This is a genomic window from Pseudomonas emilianonis (assembly GCF_023072625.1).
Lineage (GTDB): Bacteria > Pseudomonadota > Gammaproteobacteria > Pseudomonadales > Pseudomonadaceae > Aquipseudomonas > Aquipseudomonas paraveronii.
On record NZ_JAKNRV010000023.1, the window covers coordinates 1 to 19,029 of the forward strand.

18 protein-coding genes are annotated in these 19,029 nt (G+C 61.7%); 10 read left to right on the plus strand and 8 right to left on the minus strand.

All coding sequences use genetic code 11. From position 1 onward, the window contains the following. The first annotated feature begins 33 nt into the window (after positions 1-33). A complete protein-coding gene (gene argE, locus L9Z73_RS04940; protein ID WP_247397027.1) occupies positions 34-1,176 on the plus strand; it encodes an acetylornithine deacetylase in 1,143 nt (380 codons plus the stop codon). 134 nt (positions 1,177-1,310) lie between these two features. Further along, positions 1,311-1,703, plus strand: a complete 393-nt coding sequence (locus L9Z73_RS04945) for a hypothetical protein (protein ID WP_247396952.1) — start codon at positions 1,311-1,313, stop codon at positions 1,701-1,703. A gap of 83 nt (positions 1,704-1,786) precedes the next feature. Here L9Z73_RS04945 and L9Z73_RS04950 read toward each other — a convergent pair whose 3' ends face one another. Next, the gene (locus L9Z73_RS04950) at positions 1,787-2,698 is read right to left on the minus strand and encodes a LysR substrate-binding domain-containing protein (protein WP_247396955.1); all 912 of its coding nucleotides are present in this window, start codon (positions 2,696-2,698) and stop codon (positions 1,787-1,789) included. A gap of 216 nt (positions 2,699-2,914) precedes the next feature. Between L9Z73_RS04950 and L9Z73_RS04955 the strand changes: the two genes are divergently transcribed. From L9Z73_RS04955 to L9Z73_RS04980, 6 genes are all read left to right on the plus strand, one after another. Further along, positions 2,915-4,330, plus strand: coding sequence for a purine-cytosine permease family protein (locus tag L9Z73_RS04955; RefSeq protein WP_247396958.1), 1,416 nt, complete (start codon positions 2,915-2,917; stop codon positions 4,328-4,330). 369 nt (positions 4,331-4,699) lie between these two features. Further along, the gene (locus L9Z73_RS04960; protein ID WP_247396960.1) at positions 4,700-5,191 is read left to right on the plus strand and encodes a GNAT family N-acetyltransferase; all 492 of its coding nucleotides are present in this window, start codon (positions 4,700-4,702) and stop codon (positions 5,189-5,191) included. Positions 5,192-5,513: 322 nt separating this feature from the next. After that, positions 5,514-5,855, plus strand: a complete 342-nt coding sequence (locus tag L9Z73_RS04965) for a hypothetical protein (RefSeq protein ID WP_247396963.1) — start codon at positions 5,514-5,516, stop codon at positions 5,853-5,855. Between the two features lie 307 nt (positions 5,856-6,162). Next, positions 6,163-7,365 (plus strand): hypothetical protein, encoded by a 1,203-nt coding sequence (locus tag L9Z73_RS04970; RefSeq protein WP_247396966.1) that lies wholly within the window; start codon positions 6,163-6,165, stop codon positions 7,363-7,365. Between the two features lie 53 nt (positions 7,366-7,418). Next, positions 7,419-7,844, plus strand: a complete 426-nt coding sequence (locus L9Z73_RS04975; protein ID WP_247396969.1) for a GNAT family N-acetyltransferase — start codon at positions 7,419-7,421, stop codon at positions 7,842-7,844. Positions 7,845-7,945: 101 nt separating this feature from the next. Further along, positions 7,946-8,839 (plus strand): AraC family transcriptional regulator, encoded by an 894-nt coding sequence (locus L9Z73_RS04980; RefSeq protein WP_247396971.1) that lies wholly within the window; start codon positions 7,946-7,948, stop codon positions 8,837-8,839. Here the strand turns inward: L9Z73_RS04980 and L9Z73_RS04985 are convergent. Both L9Z73_RS04985 and L9Z73_RS04990 read right to left on the minus strand, forming a co-directional pair. After that, a complete protein-coding gene (locus L9Z73_RS04985; protein WP_247396973.1) occupies positions 8,781-9,368 on the minus strand; it encodes a LysE family translocator in 588 nt (195 codons plus the stop codon). The two genes, L9Z73_RS04980 and L9Z73_RS04985, sit on opposite strands and share 59 nt — an antisense overlap. A 78-nt stretch (positions 9,369-9,446) precedes the next feature. Further along, on the minus strand, positions 9,447-10,148 hold the full coding sequence (locus tag L9Z73_RS04990) for a FadR/GntR family transcriptional regulator (RefSeq protein WP_247396974.1): 702 nt from the start codon (positions 10,146-10,148) through the stop codon (positions 9,447-9,449). Positions 10,149-10,467: 319 nt separating this feature from the next. Between L9Z73_RS04990 and L9Z73_RS04995 the strand changes: the two genes are divergently transcribed. Together L9Z73_RS04995 and gudD are read left to right on the plus strand one after the other, a co-directional pair. Continuing rightward, positions 10,468-11,817 carry an MFS transporter gene (locus L9Z73_RS04995; protein ID WP_247396976.1) on the plus strand — a complete coding sequence of 450 codons (1,350 nt, stop codon included), beginning with the start codon at positions 10,468-10,470 and terminating at the stop codon, positions 11,815-11,817. A 12-nt stretch (positions 11,818-11,829) separates the two neighbouring features. Continuing rightward, on the plus strand, positions 11,830-13,179 hold the full coding sequence (gudD, locus tag L9Z73_RS05000; protein WP_247396978.1) for a glucarate dehydratase: 1,350 nt from the start codon (positions 11,830-11,832) through the stop codon (positions 13,177-13,179). Between the two features lie 129 nt (positions 13,180-13,308). On the opposite strand, the gene L9Z73_RS05005 is transcribed toward gudD, so the two are convergent. From L9Z73_RS05005 to L9Z73_RS05025, 5 genes are all read right to left on the minus strand, one after another. Next, entirely contained in the window at positions 13,309-14,754 is a 1,446-nt protein-coding gene (locus L9Z73_RS05005) for a mechanosensitive ion channel family protein (protein ID WP_247396980.1), read from the minus strand. A 116-nt stretch (positions 14,755-14,870) separates the two neighbouring features. Beyond that, positions 14,871-15,737: a pirin family protein gene (locus L9Z73_RS05010; RefSeq protein WP_247396983.1), complete on the minus strand. Its 867-nt coding sequence runs from the start codon at positions 15,735-15,737 to the stop codon at positions 14,871-14,873. A 130-nt stretch (positions 15,738-15,867) separates the two neighbouring features. Continuing rightward, a complete protein-coding gene (locus L9Z73_RS05015; protein WP_247396985.1) occupies positions 15,868-17,097 on the minus strand; it encodes a M20/M25/M40 family metallo-hydrolase in 1,230 nt (409 codons plus the stop codon). A gap of 47 nt (positions 17,098-17,144) precedes the next feature. After that, positions 17,145-18,203 carry a diguanylate cyclase gene (locus tag L9Z73_RS05020; protein ID WP_247396988.1) on the minus strand — a complete coding sequence of 353 codons (1,059 nt, stop codon included), beginning with the start codon at positions 18,201-18,203 and terminating at the stop codon, positions 17,145-17,147. Between the two features lie 82 nt (positions 18,204-18,285). Then, on the minus strand, positions 18,286-18,918 hold the full coding sequence (locus L9Z73_RS05025; RefSeq protein WP_247396991.1) for a LysE family translocator: 633 nt from the start codon (positions 18,916-18,918) through the stop codon (positions 18,286-18,288). Between the last annotated feature and the right edge of the window lie 111 nt (positions 18,919-19,029).

A 19,029-nucleotide genomic window follows, 5' to 3' on the forward strand; every position in this document is an offset into this window, starting at 1 on the left:
CGCGCCCGGTTATGGCGTCGCCGGGGACGAACGATGAGCCGCAGCCGCGCGTTGTTGCAGACGCTAGTGGGGTTCGATACCACCAGCCGCGAATCCAACCTGCGGTTGATCGCCTTTGTGCGCGATTACCTGGCGAGTCACGGCGTGGCCAGCGAGCTGATCTACAACGAGGCCCGCACCAAGGCCAACCTGTTTGCCAGCATCGGCCCGGTGGAGCTGCCCGGTATTGTGCTGTCCGGGCATACCGACGTAGTGCCGGTGGATGGCCAGCCGTGGAGCGTGCCGCCGTTTGAGTTGACCGAGCGTGACGGCAAGCTGTTCGGCCGGGGCACTGCGGACATGAAGGGCTACATCGCCTGTGTGCTGGCCCTCGTGCCGGCGCTGGTCGCAGCCACTTTGCGGCGGCCGGTGCATATCGCCCTCTCCTACGACGAGGAAGTCGGTTGCCTGGGCGTGCGCTCGTTACTCAGCGTGCTGGAGCAGCGGCCGGTGAAGCCGATGCTGTGCATCATCGGCGAGCCGACCGAACTCAAACCAGTGCTCGGCCACAAAGGCAAACTGGCGATGCGCTGCGATGTCCACGGCGCGGCCTGTCATTCGGCGTATGCGCCCCATGGCGTGAATGCGATCGAGCATGCCGCCGAGTTGATCGGCGAGCTGGGACGCATCGGGCAGCGCCTGCAAGGCCAGCAGGATGCGCGGTTTGATCCGCCGTTCAGTACGGTGCAGACCGGGGTGATTGGCGGGGGCAAGGCGCTGAACATCGTGCCCGCCGATTGCCGGTTTGATTTTGAGATCCGCGCGCTGCCGGGCCAGGCCCCGCAAGCAGTGGCTGATGAGTTGCGCGCCTACGCCGAGCAACAGGTATTGCCGCGCATGCAGGCGGTGAGCGCGCAGAGTGCGATTCGCTTTACTGAACTGTCGGCGTATCCGGGGCTGATGACCGATCAGCAGAGCGAGGCTGCCGAGTTGATCGCGGCATTTTGCGGCTCGCGGGCGTTCGGCACGGTAGCGTTCGGCACCGAGGGCGGCTTGTTCGACGCGGTGGGCATTCCCACCGTGGTGTGCGGGCCGGGCAGCATGGACCAGGGGCATAAGCCGGACGAGTTTGTGAGCGTGGCGCAGTTGGCGCAGTGTGATCAGATGTTGCAAAGACTGCTGAACTCGCTGCGTTGACCGCCCCTCTGCGGTGCGGGCGACATAACCTGCATCAATCGACGCCCGCAGCTGACGGAACCGTATTTGAAGGCTGCCCACATAGGGAAACGGCTAATAGCCGTTTTCACTTCAACAGCCTTTGAGTATTGACCATGATAGGAATTCCACCGCACTCGCCGTTGAACAACCCGCTCAACGCTGCACCGCCTGAAGAGCTGCGTATGCGCCCCCAAGCAGGTGCGCCTGACAGGGAAACCATACGCATGGGCGTAAGAGAAGAGGACGCATACCGCACGCTGGATACCTTTTTTGACGTGGCAGAAGCTAACGGCATCAAGGATCTGAACCCGCACCACGGCAAGCCCTACTTCGATAACAACTTGAACCCGCCGGGCAACGTGGTGCCGCTGTCCGTGCACTTCCGCCCGGACCGTCCGGATGACACCTACAGCCCGGGGCACTTGAAGGCGGCCAACAACTTCGGCACGCAACTCGACGCACGGCTGAAGCAACTGAACATCCAAAACGTCGGACCCAGCGAGTAATCCCATCGCTGATCAGGGGTAACGCCTGCGTGACTCAGCACAGCCAGGCCGATGCGTTATCGGCCCTGGCTTGAGCACGACGATCAGGCGAGCAAACGCGCCAGCTCTTCGCGACAGTAATCAACGAACAACTGCACCGGCTTGGTCAGCGGTGCGCGGCGCAACCACACGGCGGACAAGCCCGAACCGGTGACAGTTTCCGCCAGCGGCAGGCACACGACTTTCTGGCCGTCATAGGTGTACTCGGTAAACGGCCTGGTCACCAGGATCGAAAAGCCAAACCCGCGCCCCACCATTCCCCGCACCATCTCGATCGACGGCGAGCTGAACACGATGTTCGGCGTCAACCCACGCTCTTCAAAGATGCTCACGAAGTACGTGCGGCTCGGCAGTACATCCAGCAAGATCATCGGCTCCAGCACCAGGTCCGCCAGCGACACCTTGGCCTGCTGCGCAAAGCGATGATCGGCCGGCAGCAACGCATATGGCTGCTGCGGCGGCATCAACGGCGTGGTCTCGATGGTGGCGCCCAGGTCATGCTCGAACAGCATCGCCACGTCGATACTGCCCGCGGTCAGCGCCTGCACCAACTCTTGTTGCTCGCCATCGCGAATGCGGATTTCCACCCCCGGCCAGCGCGCCTTGAAACCGGCGATCAAGCGCGGCAGGTACAACGGTGCGACGGTCTCAAAGCAGCCGATATCGATCTGCCCCGCCACCACGTCATTGTCGGCCAGGGCGTTCTGTTCGAACTCGTGGGCCACCCGCAGCAGCTCCAGCGCCTTGCGATAAAACCGCGCGCCGCTGGGGGTGAGCGACACGCCCTGGGCGTGATGACGGATGAATAGCTGCACGCCAAAGCTGTCTTCCAACTGCTTGATCGCGGTGGACACCGACGGTTGCGCGATATACAGCTTGCGCGACGCCTCGGCGACGCTGCCGCACTCGGCCGTGGTGACGAAATATCTGAGCTGGCGCAGGTTATAGGCAGCCATCGGGCCCTCCGCAAATGTGGGACTTCGCCCCAAAACACAAGCAGGCAACATACCGGAGCGCATGACCACGCGAGATACTTTTTTTAAGGTCTATAGCAACAAACTTACTAATTTACCTCCCCGCCCCCATTGCAGATGATCACTCCAACAACAAAGCGCCGCTTAGCGGCGCACAGCGAAGTACGTCAACGTACTCACCTTGCCTTGGAGCTCGTCATGGTTACCACTGCAACATCATCCGCCCCGCTTATCGAAAAACACACGATTGGATACGTGCCCCCGGAAGATCGCCACGGGAAGGTAAGAGACCTGTTCACCCTGTGGTTTGGCGGCAACATCGCGCCGTTGCCGATCGTCACGGGTGCGCTGGGCGTGCAACTGTTCCACCTCAACCTGATCTGGGGCATCGTCGCCATCCTCGTCGGCCACCTGGTCGGCGGCGTGCTGATGGCATTGCACTCGGCCCAGGGCCCGCAAATGGGCATCCCGCAAATGATCCAGAGCCGCGCACAATTCGGCTCCCTCGGCGCGTTGCTGGTGGTGGTGATCGCCGGGGTCATGTACATCGGTTTCTTCGCCTCCAACATCGTACTCGCCGGTAAATCCCTGCACGGCGTGGTCGACAGCGTGCCGGTGCCGGTGGGCATCGTGATCGGCGCCATCGGCTCCGGGATCATCGGCATCATCGGCTATCGCTTCATCCACGTGCTCAACCGCATCGGCACCTGGGTGCTGGGCGCGGGGATCGTGCTGGGCTTCGGCTACATCTTCACGCATGTGCAGACCACCGACTTTCTGACCCGCGGCAGCTTCAACCTCTCCGGTTGGCTGGCCACCGTGTCCCTGGCCGCACTGTGGCAGATCGCGTTCGCACCCTACGTCTCCGACTACTCGCGCTACCTGCCGGCCGACGTGCCCGTCGCCGCCACCTTCTGGACCACCTACATGGGCTCGGCCCTGGGTTCGAGCCTGTCATTCATCTTCGGCGCCGTCGCCGTGCTCGCCACCCCGGTAGGCATGGACACCATGGACGCGGTCAAACTCGCCACCGGCGCCATCGGCCCGCTGATGCTGGTGCTGTTTTTGCTCAGCGTGATCAGCCATAACGCGCTCAACCTGTACGGCGCGGTGCTGTCGATCATCACCCTGGTGCAGACCTTCGCCTACCGCTGGATCCCCACCGCAAAAAGCCGCGCCGTGATCTCGATCATCGTGCTCGCGGCCTGCTCGGTTGCCGCCGTATTCGCCTCGAAAGACTTTATCGGCCACTTCGTCGACATGGTCCTGGTGCTGCTGGTGGTCCTGGTGCCGTGGACGGCGATCAACCTGATCGACTTCTACGCGATCCATAAGGGCAAGTACGACATCGCGTCGATCTTCCGCGTGGACGGCGGGATTTACGGACGCTACAACCCCCAGGCGCTGCTGGCGTATGCGGTGGGGATTGCGGTGCAGATTCCGTTCATGAACACGCCGCTGTACGTGGGGCCGATTTCGGAGCACATCAACGGCGCGGATTTGTCGTGGGTGGTGGGGTTGGTGGTGACGTCGCCGTTGTATTTCTGGTTGGCTAGTCGGGACAGTGCGTATAAGCGGCGGATGGATGCGGGGACGTTGATAGGTGGGGTTTGATTCAGGCGGCCTTATAGCCGACCTGATACTGAAAGCCGAACTCGGTCAAAAATGTGGGAGGGGCGGTGCGACGATTCGACTTGCCCCCGATAGCAGTGTGTCAGCCAATACATGCATGACTGATCCACCGCTATCGGGGGCAAATCGAATCGTCGCACCGCCCCTCCCACATTTGGATCTCCATGGATCAAATAGACCTTATTCTGCTTTTGCTCTGGCCAAGCCACAAGAGAACTGCATTGCCCGCAAAAAATCCTGCTTGCCGAAGCTCACCCTGTGGGAGCCATCCAACCCCAACAAGGCCACGATGGCGACGCTATTGACACCCCGCTATGATGTGGCCCTTCGCTTAACACCCCAGGAAACCGCATGCCCGCCCTCACCTTCCGCAACGCCCTCCCCAGCGACGCCGCCCGTTGCTTTGACATCGAAATCAGCGCCTACGAAGGCGACGAAGCCGCGACCCTGGAAAAGATCGCCACGCGCATTGCGTTGTACCCGCAAGGCTTTTTGATCCTGGAGGCAGATGGCGAGGTGGTGGGCTTCATCAACAGCGGCTGCGCCCACAAGGTGGTGATGTCAGATGAGGCGTTCAAGGAGTTGGTCGGCCATTCGGCCGAGGCACCGAATGCGGTGATCATGTCGGTGGTGGTCGCTCCGGCGCACCAGGGCAAGGGCTATTCCACCGCGTTGATGCGCGAGTTCGTGCAGCGCATGCGCGCGATGGGCAAGCAAACCCTTCACTTGATGTGCAAAGACCGCCATGTCGAGTTGTACAGACGCATGGGCTACCGCTATGTGCAACCGTCGGCGTCGGATCATGGCGGGATGGCGTGGCACGAGATGGTGATGGACCTTTAGGTCGGCGCCGCGTGGGGCGCAGTTGTGTGTCGAAACGTCTAACCGTCAGCGAGCGCCCAATCGGCAAATGTATTTCAACCCGAAAAACCCCTATCTGCATGCCCAACATCTGACGCTACTCCTGACGCGGCGCAGTCTGACCCAGACACGCCCTACAGCCACGTCGCGCATTCTGTGGATGCGTCCAGCGCCGGTTTTAACCGGTTACATCCGCCCGAATTCACCTTATTGAGCGCCCCTTCATGACTCGGTAGCCTGCCGATGCGATCAACCAGACCGGGGTCTGGCGGATCTTTTCATTCCCCATCAACGAGGTGTACTCATGTCTTCCATCGGCGGTTCCAACCTATACCCCGCGCTTTACCCAGTGTCAGGCGCAAGCGGATTCAATAACGACAATTCAAGCCACAACTCACAGGGTCCAGCGAAAGGGGATGACGTCCTGACAGCCAAACCGGGCGGCTACGATAACGACGCTCCACGCCATAACCCATTGGATAGCACCGCCGGGGACGATGCCGAGGTCTTCGATCCGAATACCCAAAGCTGGCAACCCACCCAGGCAGCCGGCAACGGCCAATACGCCCCGCTTGGCGATCCTTACCGCGAGGCCATCGATTTCGAGATCACGCCCGATAACATGGGCGGCTGGCAGCGGGCGTAAGGCAACTGGCGGGCTGGGGCGGTTTCATCTTCCCCGGTTCCGCCCCGCCAGCACGCCATAGGGCTGGCGCGCGGTACTACCCTCGGCGTCGGGTCATCGCGAGCTGGAATGACACGAAAAGGTGATGGCTTTTTAATGGCTTCCTTAGGAACTTATCCCTTTTTCAGCGTCCAACAAGGCATCACGAATTGACACGGGCAGCAGGCGAAAGCTGACGCGGCTGCGCCGGAGCCCCCTTTCGACGCCGAACAAAAGGCTCAGTAACAATCAGCGCCGCTCATTTTAAGTCCAGGGAAGGAACTGCCACGTGATCACCGCAAGACCGCTCACCTTTCAACAAGCGTTGAAAAAGAACCTCAAACGGGTGCTGACCTTCTGGGCGCCGCTCAGCGTTATTTTTACCGGACTGGGCGCCCTGCTGGGGTTTTATACGTTGTCGAGCTACGCGACGGCGATAGATCGTCCGGACGTGATGGCCGCCGCACTTGAGGCCAAATCCGCACTGATTCCCTGGCTCGCAACCGTGATCGGAATGCTGGGCGTGTACATCCTGATTCTGTTATCGACCACGGTGTTGTTCGGGCTCACGGTCTCTTTGTTCAATGACGTGCCTTCTCTGCAGCCCAAACTGGTCGGAATCCTTTTGCTGCCGGTATTGGTGGCAACCATCGCGTTGCTATGGCAGATCTTTGAGGGGCCCACGCTCAGCAATGGGGAAAGACTGTTCTGGATGTTGCTTTTGCTGGCCCTCGCACTGATGACACTGCTGTCGGTTCCGACGTTCCGGATTGCCGTCGACATCTGCGCAACCATGGCAGGCCCCAGCGATGCCAAGAGCTGGCCGCTGCGAGGCTGGTTCATGGTGATGCTGTCTTTGTTGCTGGTAAGCACGGTGATATCCGTCGTATTTCCCGCCAGCCTCATCCTCGACGCCTATATCGGTAAAGACACGCCGGAAGCAATCAATCGACTGATGTTTATCTCGATGTTCGCCGCGTGCATCGCGCTGCTGCCCGTGGTGATTTTCTATGTCAGCCAGGCTGACCTGTTCAAGCGCTTGGCGCTGGGCGTGATGGCAGTATTGGGCATCGGGGTAATCGTTATCAGTATTTCGCCAGGAGGCCCGGCGGCCGTTGTTTATTCGGCGGCTCTTGTCATGAAAGCGCGCGACCCTGTGGCAGCCAGATACTTGCTGACGAAAACCTATGCGACGGAAGATTTCGACACCCACGTCTGGGGCAATACAGAGACGTTGCGCGGTCAACCCGTAGTGTCCGCCTTCCCCCTGTTTTCCTTCGGCGACGTACTGTTGTTGTGTCCAGCCCGCCTGATCAACACGCCGCGCAAGGAATGGCCGGAACAATCGGCCTACTGCGTGCTCACCCAAAACAGCAACGCGATTCGCGTCCCCAAAAAGTCGCAGCCGGCAACCGCCACGGTAACGACACCCGCAAACACCACAGTAATTCGCGCAGGAAATCCTGCGGCAGACGCAGCGAAAAAAGCATAAAGTCTGCCCCCAGGGACAGAGTCAAGGCTCAGCACAACAAGGAATCCAGCGCGATGCAGCACCCCCTCATTGAAATCAGCGACCAACCCAACCCCGACGCCGAACGCATCCTCGCCAACGGCCTGGCGGCGTTCAACGAACAAGCCACCGGCTACCATGACCGACGCCCGCTGACGGTGCTGGTCAAAGACCCGCACACCCAGCAAGTGCTCGGCGGCATCACCGGCCGGAGCGCATTCGGCATGGCCTTCCTCGACCTTCTCCACTTGCCCGCCACGTTGCGCGGTGCAGGCATCGGCAGCCAATTGCTGCACGCATTCGAAGACGAAGCCCGACGCCGTGGTTGCCGCAATGCCGTGCTCTACACCATCAGCTTCCAGGCGCCGGGGTTCTATGAAAAGAACGGTTGGGTGCGGTTTGGCGAAATACCCTGTGAACCCGAAGGTAGCAGCCGGGTGTTTCTGTCTAAACAGCTGTGAGATTCCCCTTTATGGGAGATGAACTCGGACTTCCAGGCTGACGGTCCCAGCCGTCTGTGCAATGATCCTCCCTCGATCTCTCGAGGGATGGAGCCACCGCCATGTCGCTGAACACTGCCACTCACCCCGCACAAGCGCCGCGCTTCTGGCGCGACGAGCGCTTGCCGTTCATCGAAGCGCGGACCATCGCCGATGGGCGTAAGGTCACGTACACCCGCCACTCCCACGAGCATTTCTCCATCGGCGCGATCACCACCGGGTGCAGCGACTACCACCACGGTGCGGACACCTTCCAGATCAGTGCCGGCACGGTGGTATTGATGAACCCCGGCGATGTGCATGCGTGCAACCCGATCCGCGACCAGCCTTGGTCGTATCACATGCTCTACCTCGACACGCCCTGGCTGACGGACCTGCAACACCAGTTGGGTTTCAGCACCGACCTGGGTTATCGACCGTTCAATACGCCCTATACCCGCGATCCGGTGCTGTACAACGGCCTGATCGAACTGTACCGGGTGCTGCTGGATGAGCAGGCCGAACTGCTGCAAAAACAGAGCGTGCTGGTGAGTTACTTCAGTGAGGTGCAGCAGCGCCTGAACCCTTCGAACACGCCGGTGCGGGAGGTCAACCACAAGCTGGAACGCGCCGCTGAGTACATCCGCGAACACTGCACTCAGGCCTTGAAACTCGAAGACATTTGCTTGGCGGCCGAGCTGTCGCCTTCGTATTTGATCCGCGCGTTCAAGCTGTATTACGGCCTGACGCCCCATGCGTTTCTGGTGAACCGGCGCATCCAGTTTGCCCGCACTCAATTGCGCAACGGCGAACTGATCGCCGACGTGGCCCTGGCCGCCGGCTTTGCCGACCAGGCGCACTTCCAGCGCACCTTCAAGCAACACTTCGCCGCCACGCCGGGGCAATACCGCGACTTGCTCAAGCCATCAGCAAATAACCCACACTGGCCACCAGCAACGCGGCCATCGAACGGTTGAACACCCGCACGCCCTGCGGGTTGCCGAGGTAACGCCGCAAAAACGTGCCGGCGTAGGCCCAGCAGGCCACCGACAGGTAGCAGATCACCAGGTAGAGCGCCGCAAACAGCCATACTTGCCTGGCGTCGCCATCGGCGACAAACAACCCCATCCCCGCCACGCAGGCCAGCCAGGCTTTGGGGTTAAGCCATTGCATGATCGCCCCGTACAACATCGACGGCGCCGTTGCGGTGCCTTCGGCGTCCAGCCGGCCATCGTCCACCGCGAGCTTCCAGGCCATGTACAACAAGAAGGCGACCCCGCCCCACTGGATCAACTGGGTCAGGATGGGCCAGCGCACCAGCACTTCATGCAGCCCCAGGCCGATCAACACCAGCAACAGCGTGAAGCCGGCGGCGGCGCCGAACACGTGTTTCTGGCTGGCGGCAAACCCGAAGCGTGCGCCCGAACTGAGGGCGACCACATTCACCGGCCCCGGTGTGATGGAAGTGGCCAACGCGAAGGCGGCCATGGAAAGGATCAAGCTCATTGCGGTTCCTTGTTGTAGTGATGAACAAGGGCAACGGTAAACACCCCGGCGAGCCGGGTATTGAAGAAAATACCCCTGCTACTCGCCGGTCATGCGTTCCAGGCTGTTGCTCAGGTGCAACCACATGGCGGCGCGGGCGGCGTCGGGGTCCTGGCGGCGGATCGCTTTGAGGATCGCCTCGTGTTCCAGGTTGGCCAACTGGCCCAGCTTCATCAGGTCGATATCGCCGCGCTCCTGGGCATTGATGCGCGTGCGCGGGATCACCGAGTTACCCAAGTGATAAATCACATCGGTGAAGTAGCTGTTGCCAGTGGCCTGGGCAATCAACTGATGGAAGCGCACGTCGGGTTCGACGCTGCTGTCGTTGTTGGCCAGCGAGGCCTGGTAGTCGTCGAGGGCCTGGCGCATGAGCTGCAACTGCGCCTCGCTGCGACGCAACGCGGCCAGGGCAGCGGCCTGGGTTTCCAGGCCAAGGCGCAACTCAAGGATGCCGCGCACGCTGACGGCGGTGTCGTGGTTCAGTTGCAGGCCCTGGCGCTGGTCCCGCTCAAGCACAAAGGTGCCCACCCCATGCCGGGTTTCCACCAGTCCCGCCGCCTGCAACTTCGACAACGCCTCACGCACCACCGTGCGACTGACGCCGTACTCGCCAACGATGGCCGACTCGGAGGGCAGCTTCTCGCCCGGCGCCATTTGGCCGAGGAGAATGCGCTGGGTCAGCGTAGTGACGATGTCATGGGCAAGGCCCTGGGAGCGCTTGCGGGGGGCGTCGTTGTGCATCGGTCATTCCATGGGTTGGGCCCGGCCAATACTAACATCTCCATCCACCACCAACTTGTATGACAACAAACAAATTCAACTATGTCTGGCCATGATTTTTGTGAGAGTAGGCTTGCCTTGGATTGCGTCGACGTGGTTGAAATAAAGCACAACGAAGCCCAATTCTTAGGAAACAAAGCTCCAACGGCGCGCTCATACCGCCGAAATTTACGTTGCCACATGAAAAAAAGCAGTTGTATGATGTCTATCAAGTTGTCAGACATCTCCGGCAGCTCTGAACCCATCCCCGCACAACAATAATCCGTGGGAGTTCTACCCCGTGACCGCTTCCAGCCCTGCGACAGCTGCGCCCGCCCTCGACCCCGTCCTGGCCCGCGCGATCAAGAAAGTGAAGCAGCACGTGCTGCCATTGTTCGTGATCATGTTCATCGTCAACTACATCGACCGCGTCAACATCGGCTTTGTGCGCACCCACATGGAACACGACCTGGGCATCGGTGCGGCCGCCTATGGTTTCGGTGCCGGTTTGTTCTTTATCGGCTATGCCTTGTTCGAAGTGCCCTCCAACCTGCTGCTGCAAAAAGTCGGCGCGCGTATCTGGCTGACCCGCATCATGTTCACCTGGGGCATCACCGCGACGCTGATGGCCTTTATCCAGAACGAAAACCACTTCTACATCCTGCGTTTTCTGCTGGGCGTGGCCGAGGCCGGGTTCTTTCCGGGCGTGATCTACTACTTCACCCGCTGGCTGCCTGGGGTGGAACGCGGCAAGGCGATTGCGATCTTCCTCAGCGGCTCGGCCCTGGCCTCGCTGATCTCCGGCCCACTGTCCGGCGTGCTGCTGCAAATCAACGGGCTGGGCCTGCACGGCTGGCAATGGATGTACATCATCGAAGGCATGGCCTCGGTGCTGCTGTGCTTTTTCGTGTGGTTCTGGCTCGACTCCAAACCCCACGATGCCAAATGGCTCAGCCGCGCAGAACAGGACGCGCTGGTCGGCGAGATCGAGCGCGAACAACGCGAGCGTGACGCCGCCACCACAGTCAAGCCGAGCCTGGGCACGCTGCTCAAGGACCGCCAGATCATGCTGTTCTGCGCCCTGTACTTCTGCATCCAGTTGACCATCTATGCCGCCACATTCTGGCTACCGAGCATCATCAAGAAGATGGGCGACCTGAGTGACATCCAGGTGGGTTTCTACAACTCCATCCCCTGGCTGATTTCGATCATCGCCATGTACTCGTTCGCGGCCCTGGCCGGCAAGTACAAACACCAGCAGGCGTGGGTGGCCACGGCGCTGTTGATTGCCGCAGCGGGGATGTTTTTCTCCACCACCGGTGGGCCGGTCTTTGCCTTTGTCGCCATCTGTTTTGCGGCGATTGGGTTCAAGTCGGCATCCTCGCTGTTCTGGCCGATTCCCCAGGGCTACCTGGATGCGCGCATCGCGGCGGCAGTGATCGCGCTGATCAATTCCATCGGCAACCTCGGCGGGTTTGTCGCGCCCACTACCTTCGGGTTTCTGGAGCAGACCACCGGGTCGATCCAGGGCGGTTTGTATGGGCTGGCCGGCACCTCGATCCTCGCGGCGATCCTGGTGTTCTTCGCCAAGACCCGGCCCGGCGCCCAAAGCCCGAGCGTGCTGCACCCCGCCCCCGTCTTGAGCAAATAAGGAAGCGTTTTCATGAACACAGAACACCAGCACCACGCCAGCCACGCCCCAATCGTCACCCACCTGCAAGTGATCCCGGTGGCCGGCCACGACAGCATGCTGCTCAACCTCAGCGGCGCCCACGGGCCGTTTTTCACGCGCAACATCGTGATCCTCAAGGACAGCGCCGGGCACATCGGCGTGGGCGAAGTACCGGGCGGCGAACGCATCCGCGAAACCCTGGAAGACGCACGCAGCCTGGTGATCGGCAAGCCGATCGGCGAGTACCAGAGCATCCTCAATGCAATGCGCCGCACCTTCGCCGCCCGCGACAGCGCGGGTCGCGGCCTGCAGACGTTTGACCTGCGCATCACCATCCACGCCGTCACCGCCATGGAAGCGGCGCTGCTCGACCTGCTCGGTCAATTCCTCGAAGTGCCAGTGGCCGCGCTGCTCGGCGAAGGCCAGCAGCGCGACGCGGTGAAGATGCTCGGCTACCTGTTCTATATCGGCGACCGCCAGCAGACCGACCTGGCCTACCGCGGCGAAGCCGACGGCGACGATTGGTTTCGCCTGCGCCATGAACCGGCCCTGACCCCGGACGCCATCGTGCGCCTGGCCGAAGCCGCCCAGTCCAAGTACGGTTTCAACGACTTCAAGCTCAAGGGCGGCGTGTTGCGCGGCGCCGAAGAAATCGAAGCGGTCACCGCCCTGGCCGAGCGCTTCCCCGACGCACGCATCACCCTGGACCCGAACGGCGCCTGGTCACTCAAGGAAGCCATCGCCCTGTGCCGCGACCAACATCACGTATTGGCCTACGCCGAAGACCCGTGCGGCGCGGAAAACGGCTATTCGGGCCGCGAAGTCATGGCTGAATTCCGCCGCGCCACCGGCCTGCCTACCGCCACCAACATGATCGCCACCGACTGGCGCGAAATGGGCCACGCGATCCAGCTGCAATCGGTGGACATCCCCCTCGCCGACCCGCACTTCTGGACGATGCAAGGCTCGGTGCGCGTCGCGCAGATGTGCCACGAATGGGGCCTGACCTGGGGCTCGCACTCCAACAATCACTTCGATATTTCCCTGGCGATGTTTACCCAGGTGGCGGCCGCCGCCCCCGGCGCTATCACCGCGATCGACACCCACTGGATCTGGCAGGACGGCCAGCGCCTGACCAAGGCGCCGCTGCAGATTGTCGACGGTCACATCCAGGTGCCGGCCAAACCGGGCCTGGGCGTGGAGATCGACATGGACGCCGTGGCCCAGGCTCACGAATGCTACAAAGGCATGGGCCTGGGCGCGCGCAATGACAGCGTGGCCATGCAGTTCCTGATTCCCGGCTGGAGCTTCGACAACAAGCGCCCGTGCCTGGTGCGCTGAACGCGTATTTGACGGACAACGCCGCGGGTGCCTGGGGGACGATATCGTCAACGCCCAGCACCCGACCATCCTCGGACATCAGGCCTGCGCCACCGAGCCGGCGGCGAGGGAGATGTTTGCCTGATCGCTTTACAACCCGCGCTTGCGCAACCACTGCAGGAAGCCCTTCTTCACCGGTACCACCGGCGCTTCCTGGGTCAGGGTCTGCGCCGTATGTACGCGAAAATCCAGCAGCGCTTTCATCGCTTCGCCGATGTCATGCCGCGCATCCAGGCACGGCTTGAGGTATTCCTTCTCGACGCGGTAGAGCGTGCAGTAGGTCTTGGCGCTGAAGTCCGCCAGTGTGGCCTCGTCGGACAAGATCCCGGCCTCGCCGATCACTTCCCCCGGCCCCATGCGCCCGGCTTCGAACGCGTGCCCGCTCTTGTTTAGCATCACCGAGACCACGCCGGTTTCGACGATAAACAAATGATCGCTGACCTCCCCCGCCGGCAGGATCATCTCGCCAGCACGGTAGCTGTGCAGGGTCATGTTCTGGCTGAAGGTGTCCTTCTCTTCCTGGCGCAACGTGGAGAAAATCGACGAGCGATCCAGCAACGCCCGCGCACCTGACAGCGCGAGCGGCGTGCTGCTTTCGGTGGCCGACAGCAAACCGACGCCCGCCGCCTGCAGGTGCCGGAAAGCCAGGTCGTATAGCTGATTGCGCACTTCGCGCTTGAGTAGCATCGCCGGTACAAAACCGCTGATTTCATACTCGACGCCGCCACTGGACGAGGTTTTGAACGCCACGTTCGGCGCCGGTTTAGCCAGCAGCGGCCGGCAACCTTGCATCGCCCGCTCCAACGCCTCGATCACGGTTTGCGGACGCGCGTGGGGGCTGACTTGCAGGCAGACCGACAGGCCGAACATGTCCGCCGGGCGCGAGAAATTGATGATCTTGGCCTTGGCCGCCAACGAATTGGGGATCACCGCCATGCTGCCCTGGGAGGTTTGCAAGCGTGTGGCGCGCCAGTCGATATCGGTGACGCGGCCTTCAGTGCCGTCGATGGAAATCCAGTCACCGAGCTGGTACGGCTTGGTGGTGTTGAGCACGATCCCGGAAAACACATCGCTGAGGGTACTTTGCAACGCCAGGCCGACGATGATCGCCACCGCGCCGGAGGTGGCAAGCACGCCCTTGACCGGCAGGTCGAGCACGTAGGCCATGGCGGCGATGATCGCAATCAGGAAAATCACCGCGCCCAGCAGGTCTTGCAACAGCCGACCGGTATGGCCGACGCGCTGCATCATCAGCGCACCGAGCAACACCGTCAGGGTCCGCGCCGCGAACAGCCACCAACCGATCTGCAACGCGGTGGCGGCCAGGTGCAACGCGGTGTTGTCGGCATACGGCGCGACGAGCATCGGGTTCATGCCGTCGTTGAACAACACGGCGCTGAACACCGCAAAAATCACCAGCCGCGCCGCCAGCTTCCAGTTGGCCAGGTCAGCGGAAATCAGGCGCCACACACCGATATCGATAAAGATCAGCGCCAGGGCGCACAACATGGGGTGATCAGCGATAAATGAGGGCATCCAGACGACTCCAGGGTGAATGCCGAGAAGATCGCATGAAATGGGGATGCGGGGGTATAGCGCGGAGCGAAATGTGGGGGCTTGCCCGCTCCCACATTAGGCTTGGCGTCAACCTTTCAGCGCTGCATCTGCCCGAAATGACCGGAGTGAAAATCAGCAAACGCCTGATGGATCTCCTGCTCGGTATTCATCACGAACGGCCCATGGCCGACGATAGGCTCGTCGATCGGTTCGCCACTGAGCAGCAGCACCCTGGCGTCGTCGCTGGGCTCCAGGGACAGTTGCGTGCCGTCGCGCTCAAACAGTGCCAATTGCCCCTGGCGCGCGATTTCTGCGCCATTGACCAGCACCGTACCGCGCAAGATCACCAGCGCGGTGTTGCGTCCGGCGTGCAAATCCAGGGTCAGCGCCTTGCCGGCGTTGAGGCGCAGGTCCCACACGTCGATGGGCGTGAAGGTGCGTGCCGGGCCTTTTTTACCTGCGAACTCACCGGCAATCAGGCGCAGTTGGCCGGCCTCATTGGCCAACGGCAGCAGCGGAATATCGCCGTCGACAATCGTCTGGTAGCCGGCGTCGGCCATTTTGTCCTTGGCCGGCAGGTTTACCCACAGTTGCACCATCTCCAGCACCCCGCCGCTACGGGCGAAGGCTTCGGAGTGGAACTCTTCGTGGAGGATGCCCTTGGCGGCGGTCATCCATTGCACGTCGCCGGGGCCGATCGTGCCGCCGGCCCCGGTGGAGTCGCGGTGCTCGACTTCGCCGTCGTAGACGATGGTCACGGTTTCAAAGCCGCGATGCGGGTGCTGGCCGACGCCGCGACGTTGTGCGGTCGGGGTGAAATCGGCCGGGCCGGCGTGATCCAACAACAAAAATGGGCTGATGTGCTTGCCCAGGGTGTCGTAGGAAAACAGCGTGCGCACCGGAAAGCCGTCGCCGACCCAATGGGCGCGGGGGCTGGTGTAGATGCCGATGAGTTTCTTCATGGTGTACCTCCAAAGTGCCTACACCCTAAGCCCCTCGAGCCCTGGGTACTAGCCGGTAAACGCGACCTTGTTCGTTCTATGCATAGGACAATCAGCAGGTCCTCACAGAACGTTCCCTGGGAACCTCAAGTCAGCGCTTCGCCAACTCCATGATCATACGGCTCAACAAATAAATGCGCGGCGCCACACTCCCCACCTCCGCATATTCCTCGGGCGTGTGGATATTCCCACCGACAATCCCAAACCCATCCAGGGTCGGCGTTCCTACCCCGGCCGACAAACTCGCATCCGCCGCGCCTCCACTGCCTTCAATGGTCAGCGTGCGCCCCAGCTCGCCATAAATGCCTTGGGCAATCGCCACCAATTTGTCCGATTCCGGCGTCTGTGGCATCGGCGGCAGACCGCGCAGCAGGCTGGTCGTCACTTGCGTCTCGGGGATCAACTTGTTGGCCGATACCCGCGCCAGGTCTTTCTCGATGCGGTCGAACTCTTCCGGCAACGCCGCACGTACATCGGCCTTGGCCGTCGCCTGATCAGGAATCACGTTGACGCGATCACCGGCCTGAAGCACGGTGAAGTTGATGGTGGTTTTCTTTTCTGCATCGCCCAGCTGGCCCAGTTGCAGGATCTGGTGGGCAGCTTCCATCGCGGCGTTGCGCCCCAGTTCCGGGGCGACGCCGGCGTGAGCGGCTTTGCCTTTGACTTCGACCACCGCAGTGGCGCTGCCTTTGCGCCAGACCACCAGGCCATCCGCCGGGCGACCGGGCTCGAGATTCAAGGTCACGTCGTGGGCCTTGGCGGTTTTGCGGATCAGCGCTGAGGCGGCGTCGGAACCGGTTTCTTCGCTGGCGTCGAGCAGGAAGGTGATCTGCGCGTAGTCCGTAAAGCCCTGGCTTTTCAGGACTTTCAGCGCGTAGATACCGGCGACGATACCGCCCTTGTCATCCATCACGCCGGGGCCGTAGGCGCGACCGTCCTTGATGTGGAACGGACGGGCGGCGGCCGAGCCTTCTTTGAATACGGTGTCCATGTGGGCCATCAGCAGGATGTTGGCCTTGCCGGTGCCTTTGAGGGTGGCGATCACGTGGCTGCTGTTGGCCGCGGCATCCGGCACGTGTTCAATGCTGAAGCCCAGCTGTTTGAGCTCATCGACGGCGATGTCGCTGACCTGGGTCAGGCCCGGCCCGTAGCCGGAACCCGAGTCGATGTTGACCAGCCGCTCGAGCAGTTTCAGCGCGTCGGCCTGGGACTGTTCGGCAGCCGCCTGGATCGGTGTGTGGGGTTCGGCACTGTAGGCCGGGAGTGCGAAGGACACGGCCAGGGTCGCGGCCAAAAGAGTACGGGGGAAGGTGAAGAGCATGAGCCGATCCTTGTTTTTATTGGGAGGGATCGTCACACCCTACCCCACTAGACCGACCTCAACCAAGGGCCCTGCACCGCGCTGACCCGGTTGCGCCCGCTGCTCTTGGCTTCGTATAACGCCTGGTCGGCATCGTTGAGCCAACTGGTGGCATCGGCATGCCCGGGCTGATAAGGCGCCAGGCCGATGCTCAAGCTGGCACGCAGGGTCGGGTCCTCGGCATAGGCCAGCGCATTGAAGCGATCACGCAGGGCATCCATGACTTCCGTGGCCCGATTGAGCGGCACGCCCGGCAGGATCACGCAGAACTCATCACCGCCGTAGCGCCCGGCCAGGTCAGTGGCGCGCAGGTTCTGGCGCAGTACTTTACTGAGCTGGCGCAGGACGATATCGCCAGTGACATGGCCGTAGGTGTCGTTGATCACTTTGAAGTGATCGATGTCGATCAGGGCAATGACCGCGCCCAGTGGCTCGCGGTGACAGCGTTGGAACTCGATGTCCAGATGGTCCTTCCACGCGCCATGGTTGAGCAGGCCGGACAAGCTGTCGGTGCGACTCAGGGCCAGTAGCTCGCGCTTGTGCCCGGCCAGGCTCACGGCCTGGCGATAGCAAATCCAGCCCAGGGCCAGCGGATACAGCATCAGGATCGGCAAACAGGCGTACAGCTGCGCCTGGGTGGTCATGCTGACGAACGCCGGGGTGAAGATCAGTAGCGCCACGCCGACCCCCAACGCCTGCGCCACCCAGCCCGCCAGCATGAAACGGGTACCCCCGATGGCCACATTATTCATGGTCATCATCGACAGGGTGGTGACGCTGGGCAGTAAGTTGAAGTGCATGGCGCCGACCCAGAAGCCGCCGCAAAACGAATCGAACAGCAGGTTGCGGCGCTCACACCGCAATGTGTTGGCGTTACGGCGCGACCATTGATAAGCCAGATGCGGCCAGACAAAGCCGTTGATCACCATCAACACCCACACCCAAAGCGGTGGGTTGAGCGGATACATGCCGAACGCCACGCAGGCAAAGCCAAGCGTCAGCCCCAACATGCGGGATTTGTACAAGCGGGTAGCGAGCGGAACTCCATTTCCTCCGGCGGCTGGCATGGTGGCGTGCGATCCTGAGAGAGTGCCTGGAGTCTATCAGGGCAACGTTATATCGCCACTACCGCTCATACACTCTCCGTCGTCAGTCGGAAAAGCCCCGTGCCAGCATCCCGGCGACGCCCAGTAGCAGCAGCGCCGTAATTCGTTGTAGCCATACCCGCCGCCGAGGGTTTTCCAGTACAGGTTTGATGCGCTGGCCGAAATAGCCATACAGGCAGCCGCTGGCAAATTGCAGCAGCAGGAAGGTCAGCCCGAGGATGGCGATGTCTGTCATCGAGTTGTGCTCCCCGGCCCCGGCGAATTGTGGGAACACGGCGCTGAACATAATGATCGCCTTGGGGTTGGAGAACCCGGTGAGCAAGCCCTTGCCGAACAGGCTGCGCCCGCCTTCCACGGCAACGACCGCGCCGCTGGACACGCCGCTGCCGGTCCACTGTTTGTAGGCCAGGTAGAGGATGTAGGCGACGCCGACCATCTGGATACTCTGGGTGATGGCGAGGTTGCCTTTGATCAATTCCGAGAAGCCCACGGCAAAGATCAGGATGGAGATCAGGTACGCCACACTGGCGCCGATCTGCGCCGGGATCGAGCTGCGCAGGCCGTCCTTCAAGCCCAGGCTCAGCAGCAGCAAGGTCATGGGGCCGGGGCTGAAAGTCACGGTGGCGCAAAACAACAGAAAGTAGAGAAACGAAGAGAGGGTCAGCGCGGTTGTCATGGCCTTGAACCTTGGGAAGACAGCCAGAAAGTGGCCAGATGGTCGACAGTCTAGGGCGGCAGCATTGCGCAAGGCAGGTAAAGTCATGCCTAATCCAGCCCTACTTCACCG

Coding starts and splice junctions, on each gene's coding strand:
- argE (WP_247397027.1), top strand. CDS start 34: ATGAGCCGCAGCCGCGCGTTGTTGCAGACGCTAGTGGGGTTCGATACC.
- L9Z73_RS04945 (WP_247396952.1), top strand. CDS start 1,311: ATGATAGGAATTCCACCGCACTCGCCGTTGAACAACCCGCTCAACGCT.
- L9Z73_RS04950 (WP_247396955.1), bottom strand. CDS start 2,698: ATGGCTGCCTATAACCTGCGCCAGCTCAGATATTTCGTCACCACGGCC.
- L9Z73_RS04955 (WP_247396958.1), top strand. CDS start 2,915: ATGGTTACCACTGCAACATCATCCGCCCCGCTTATCGAAAAACACACG.
- L9Z73_RS04960 (WP_247396960.1), top strand. CDS start 4,700: ATGCCCGCCCTCACCTTCCGCAACGCCCTCCCCAGCGACGCCGCCCGT.
- L9Z73_RS04965 (WP_247396963.1), top strand. CDS start 5,514: ATGTCTTCCATCGGCGGTTCCAACCTATACCCCGCGCTTTACCCAGTG.
- L9Z73_RS04975 (WP_247396969.1), top strand. CDS start 7,419: ATGCAGCACCCCCTCATTGAAATCAGCGACCAACCCAACCCCGACGCC.
- L9Z73_RS04980 (WP_247396971.1), top strand. CDS start 7,946: ATGTCGCTGAACACTGCCACTCACCCCGCACAAGCGCCGCGCTTCTGG.
- L9Z73_RS04985 (WP_247396973.1), bottom strand. CDS start 9,368: ATGAGCTTGATCCTTTCCATGGCCGCCTTCGCGTTGGCCACTTCCATC.
- L9Z73_RS04990 (WP_247396974.1), bottom strand. CDS start 10,148: ATGCACAACGACGCCCCCCGCAAGCGCTCCCAGGGCCTTGCCCATGAC.
- gudD (WP_247396978.1), top strand. CDS start 11,830: ATGAACACAGAACACCAGCACCACGCCAGCCACGCCCCAATCGTCACC.
- L9Z73_RS05005 (WP_247396980.1), bottom strand. CDS start 14,754: ATGCCCTCATTTATCGCTGATCACCCCATGTTGTGCGCCCTGGCGCTG.
- L9Z73_RS05010 (WP_247396983.1), bottom strand. CDS start 15,737: ATGAAGAAACTCATCGGCATCTACACCAGCCCCCGCGCCCATTGGGTC.
- L9Z73_RS05015 (WP_247396985.1), bottom strand. CDS start 17,097: ATGCTCTTCACCTTCCCCCGTACTCTTTTGGCCGCGACCCTGGCCGTG.
- L9Z73_RS05020 (WP_247396988.1), bottom strand. CDS start 18,203: ATGCCAGCCGCCGGAGGAAATGGAGTTCCGCTCGCTACCCGCTTGTAC.
- L9Z73_RS05025 (WP_247396991.1), bottom strand. CDS start 18,918: ATGACAACCGCGCTGACCCTCTCTTCGTTTCTCTACTTTCTGTTGTTT.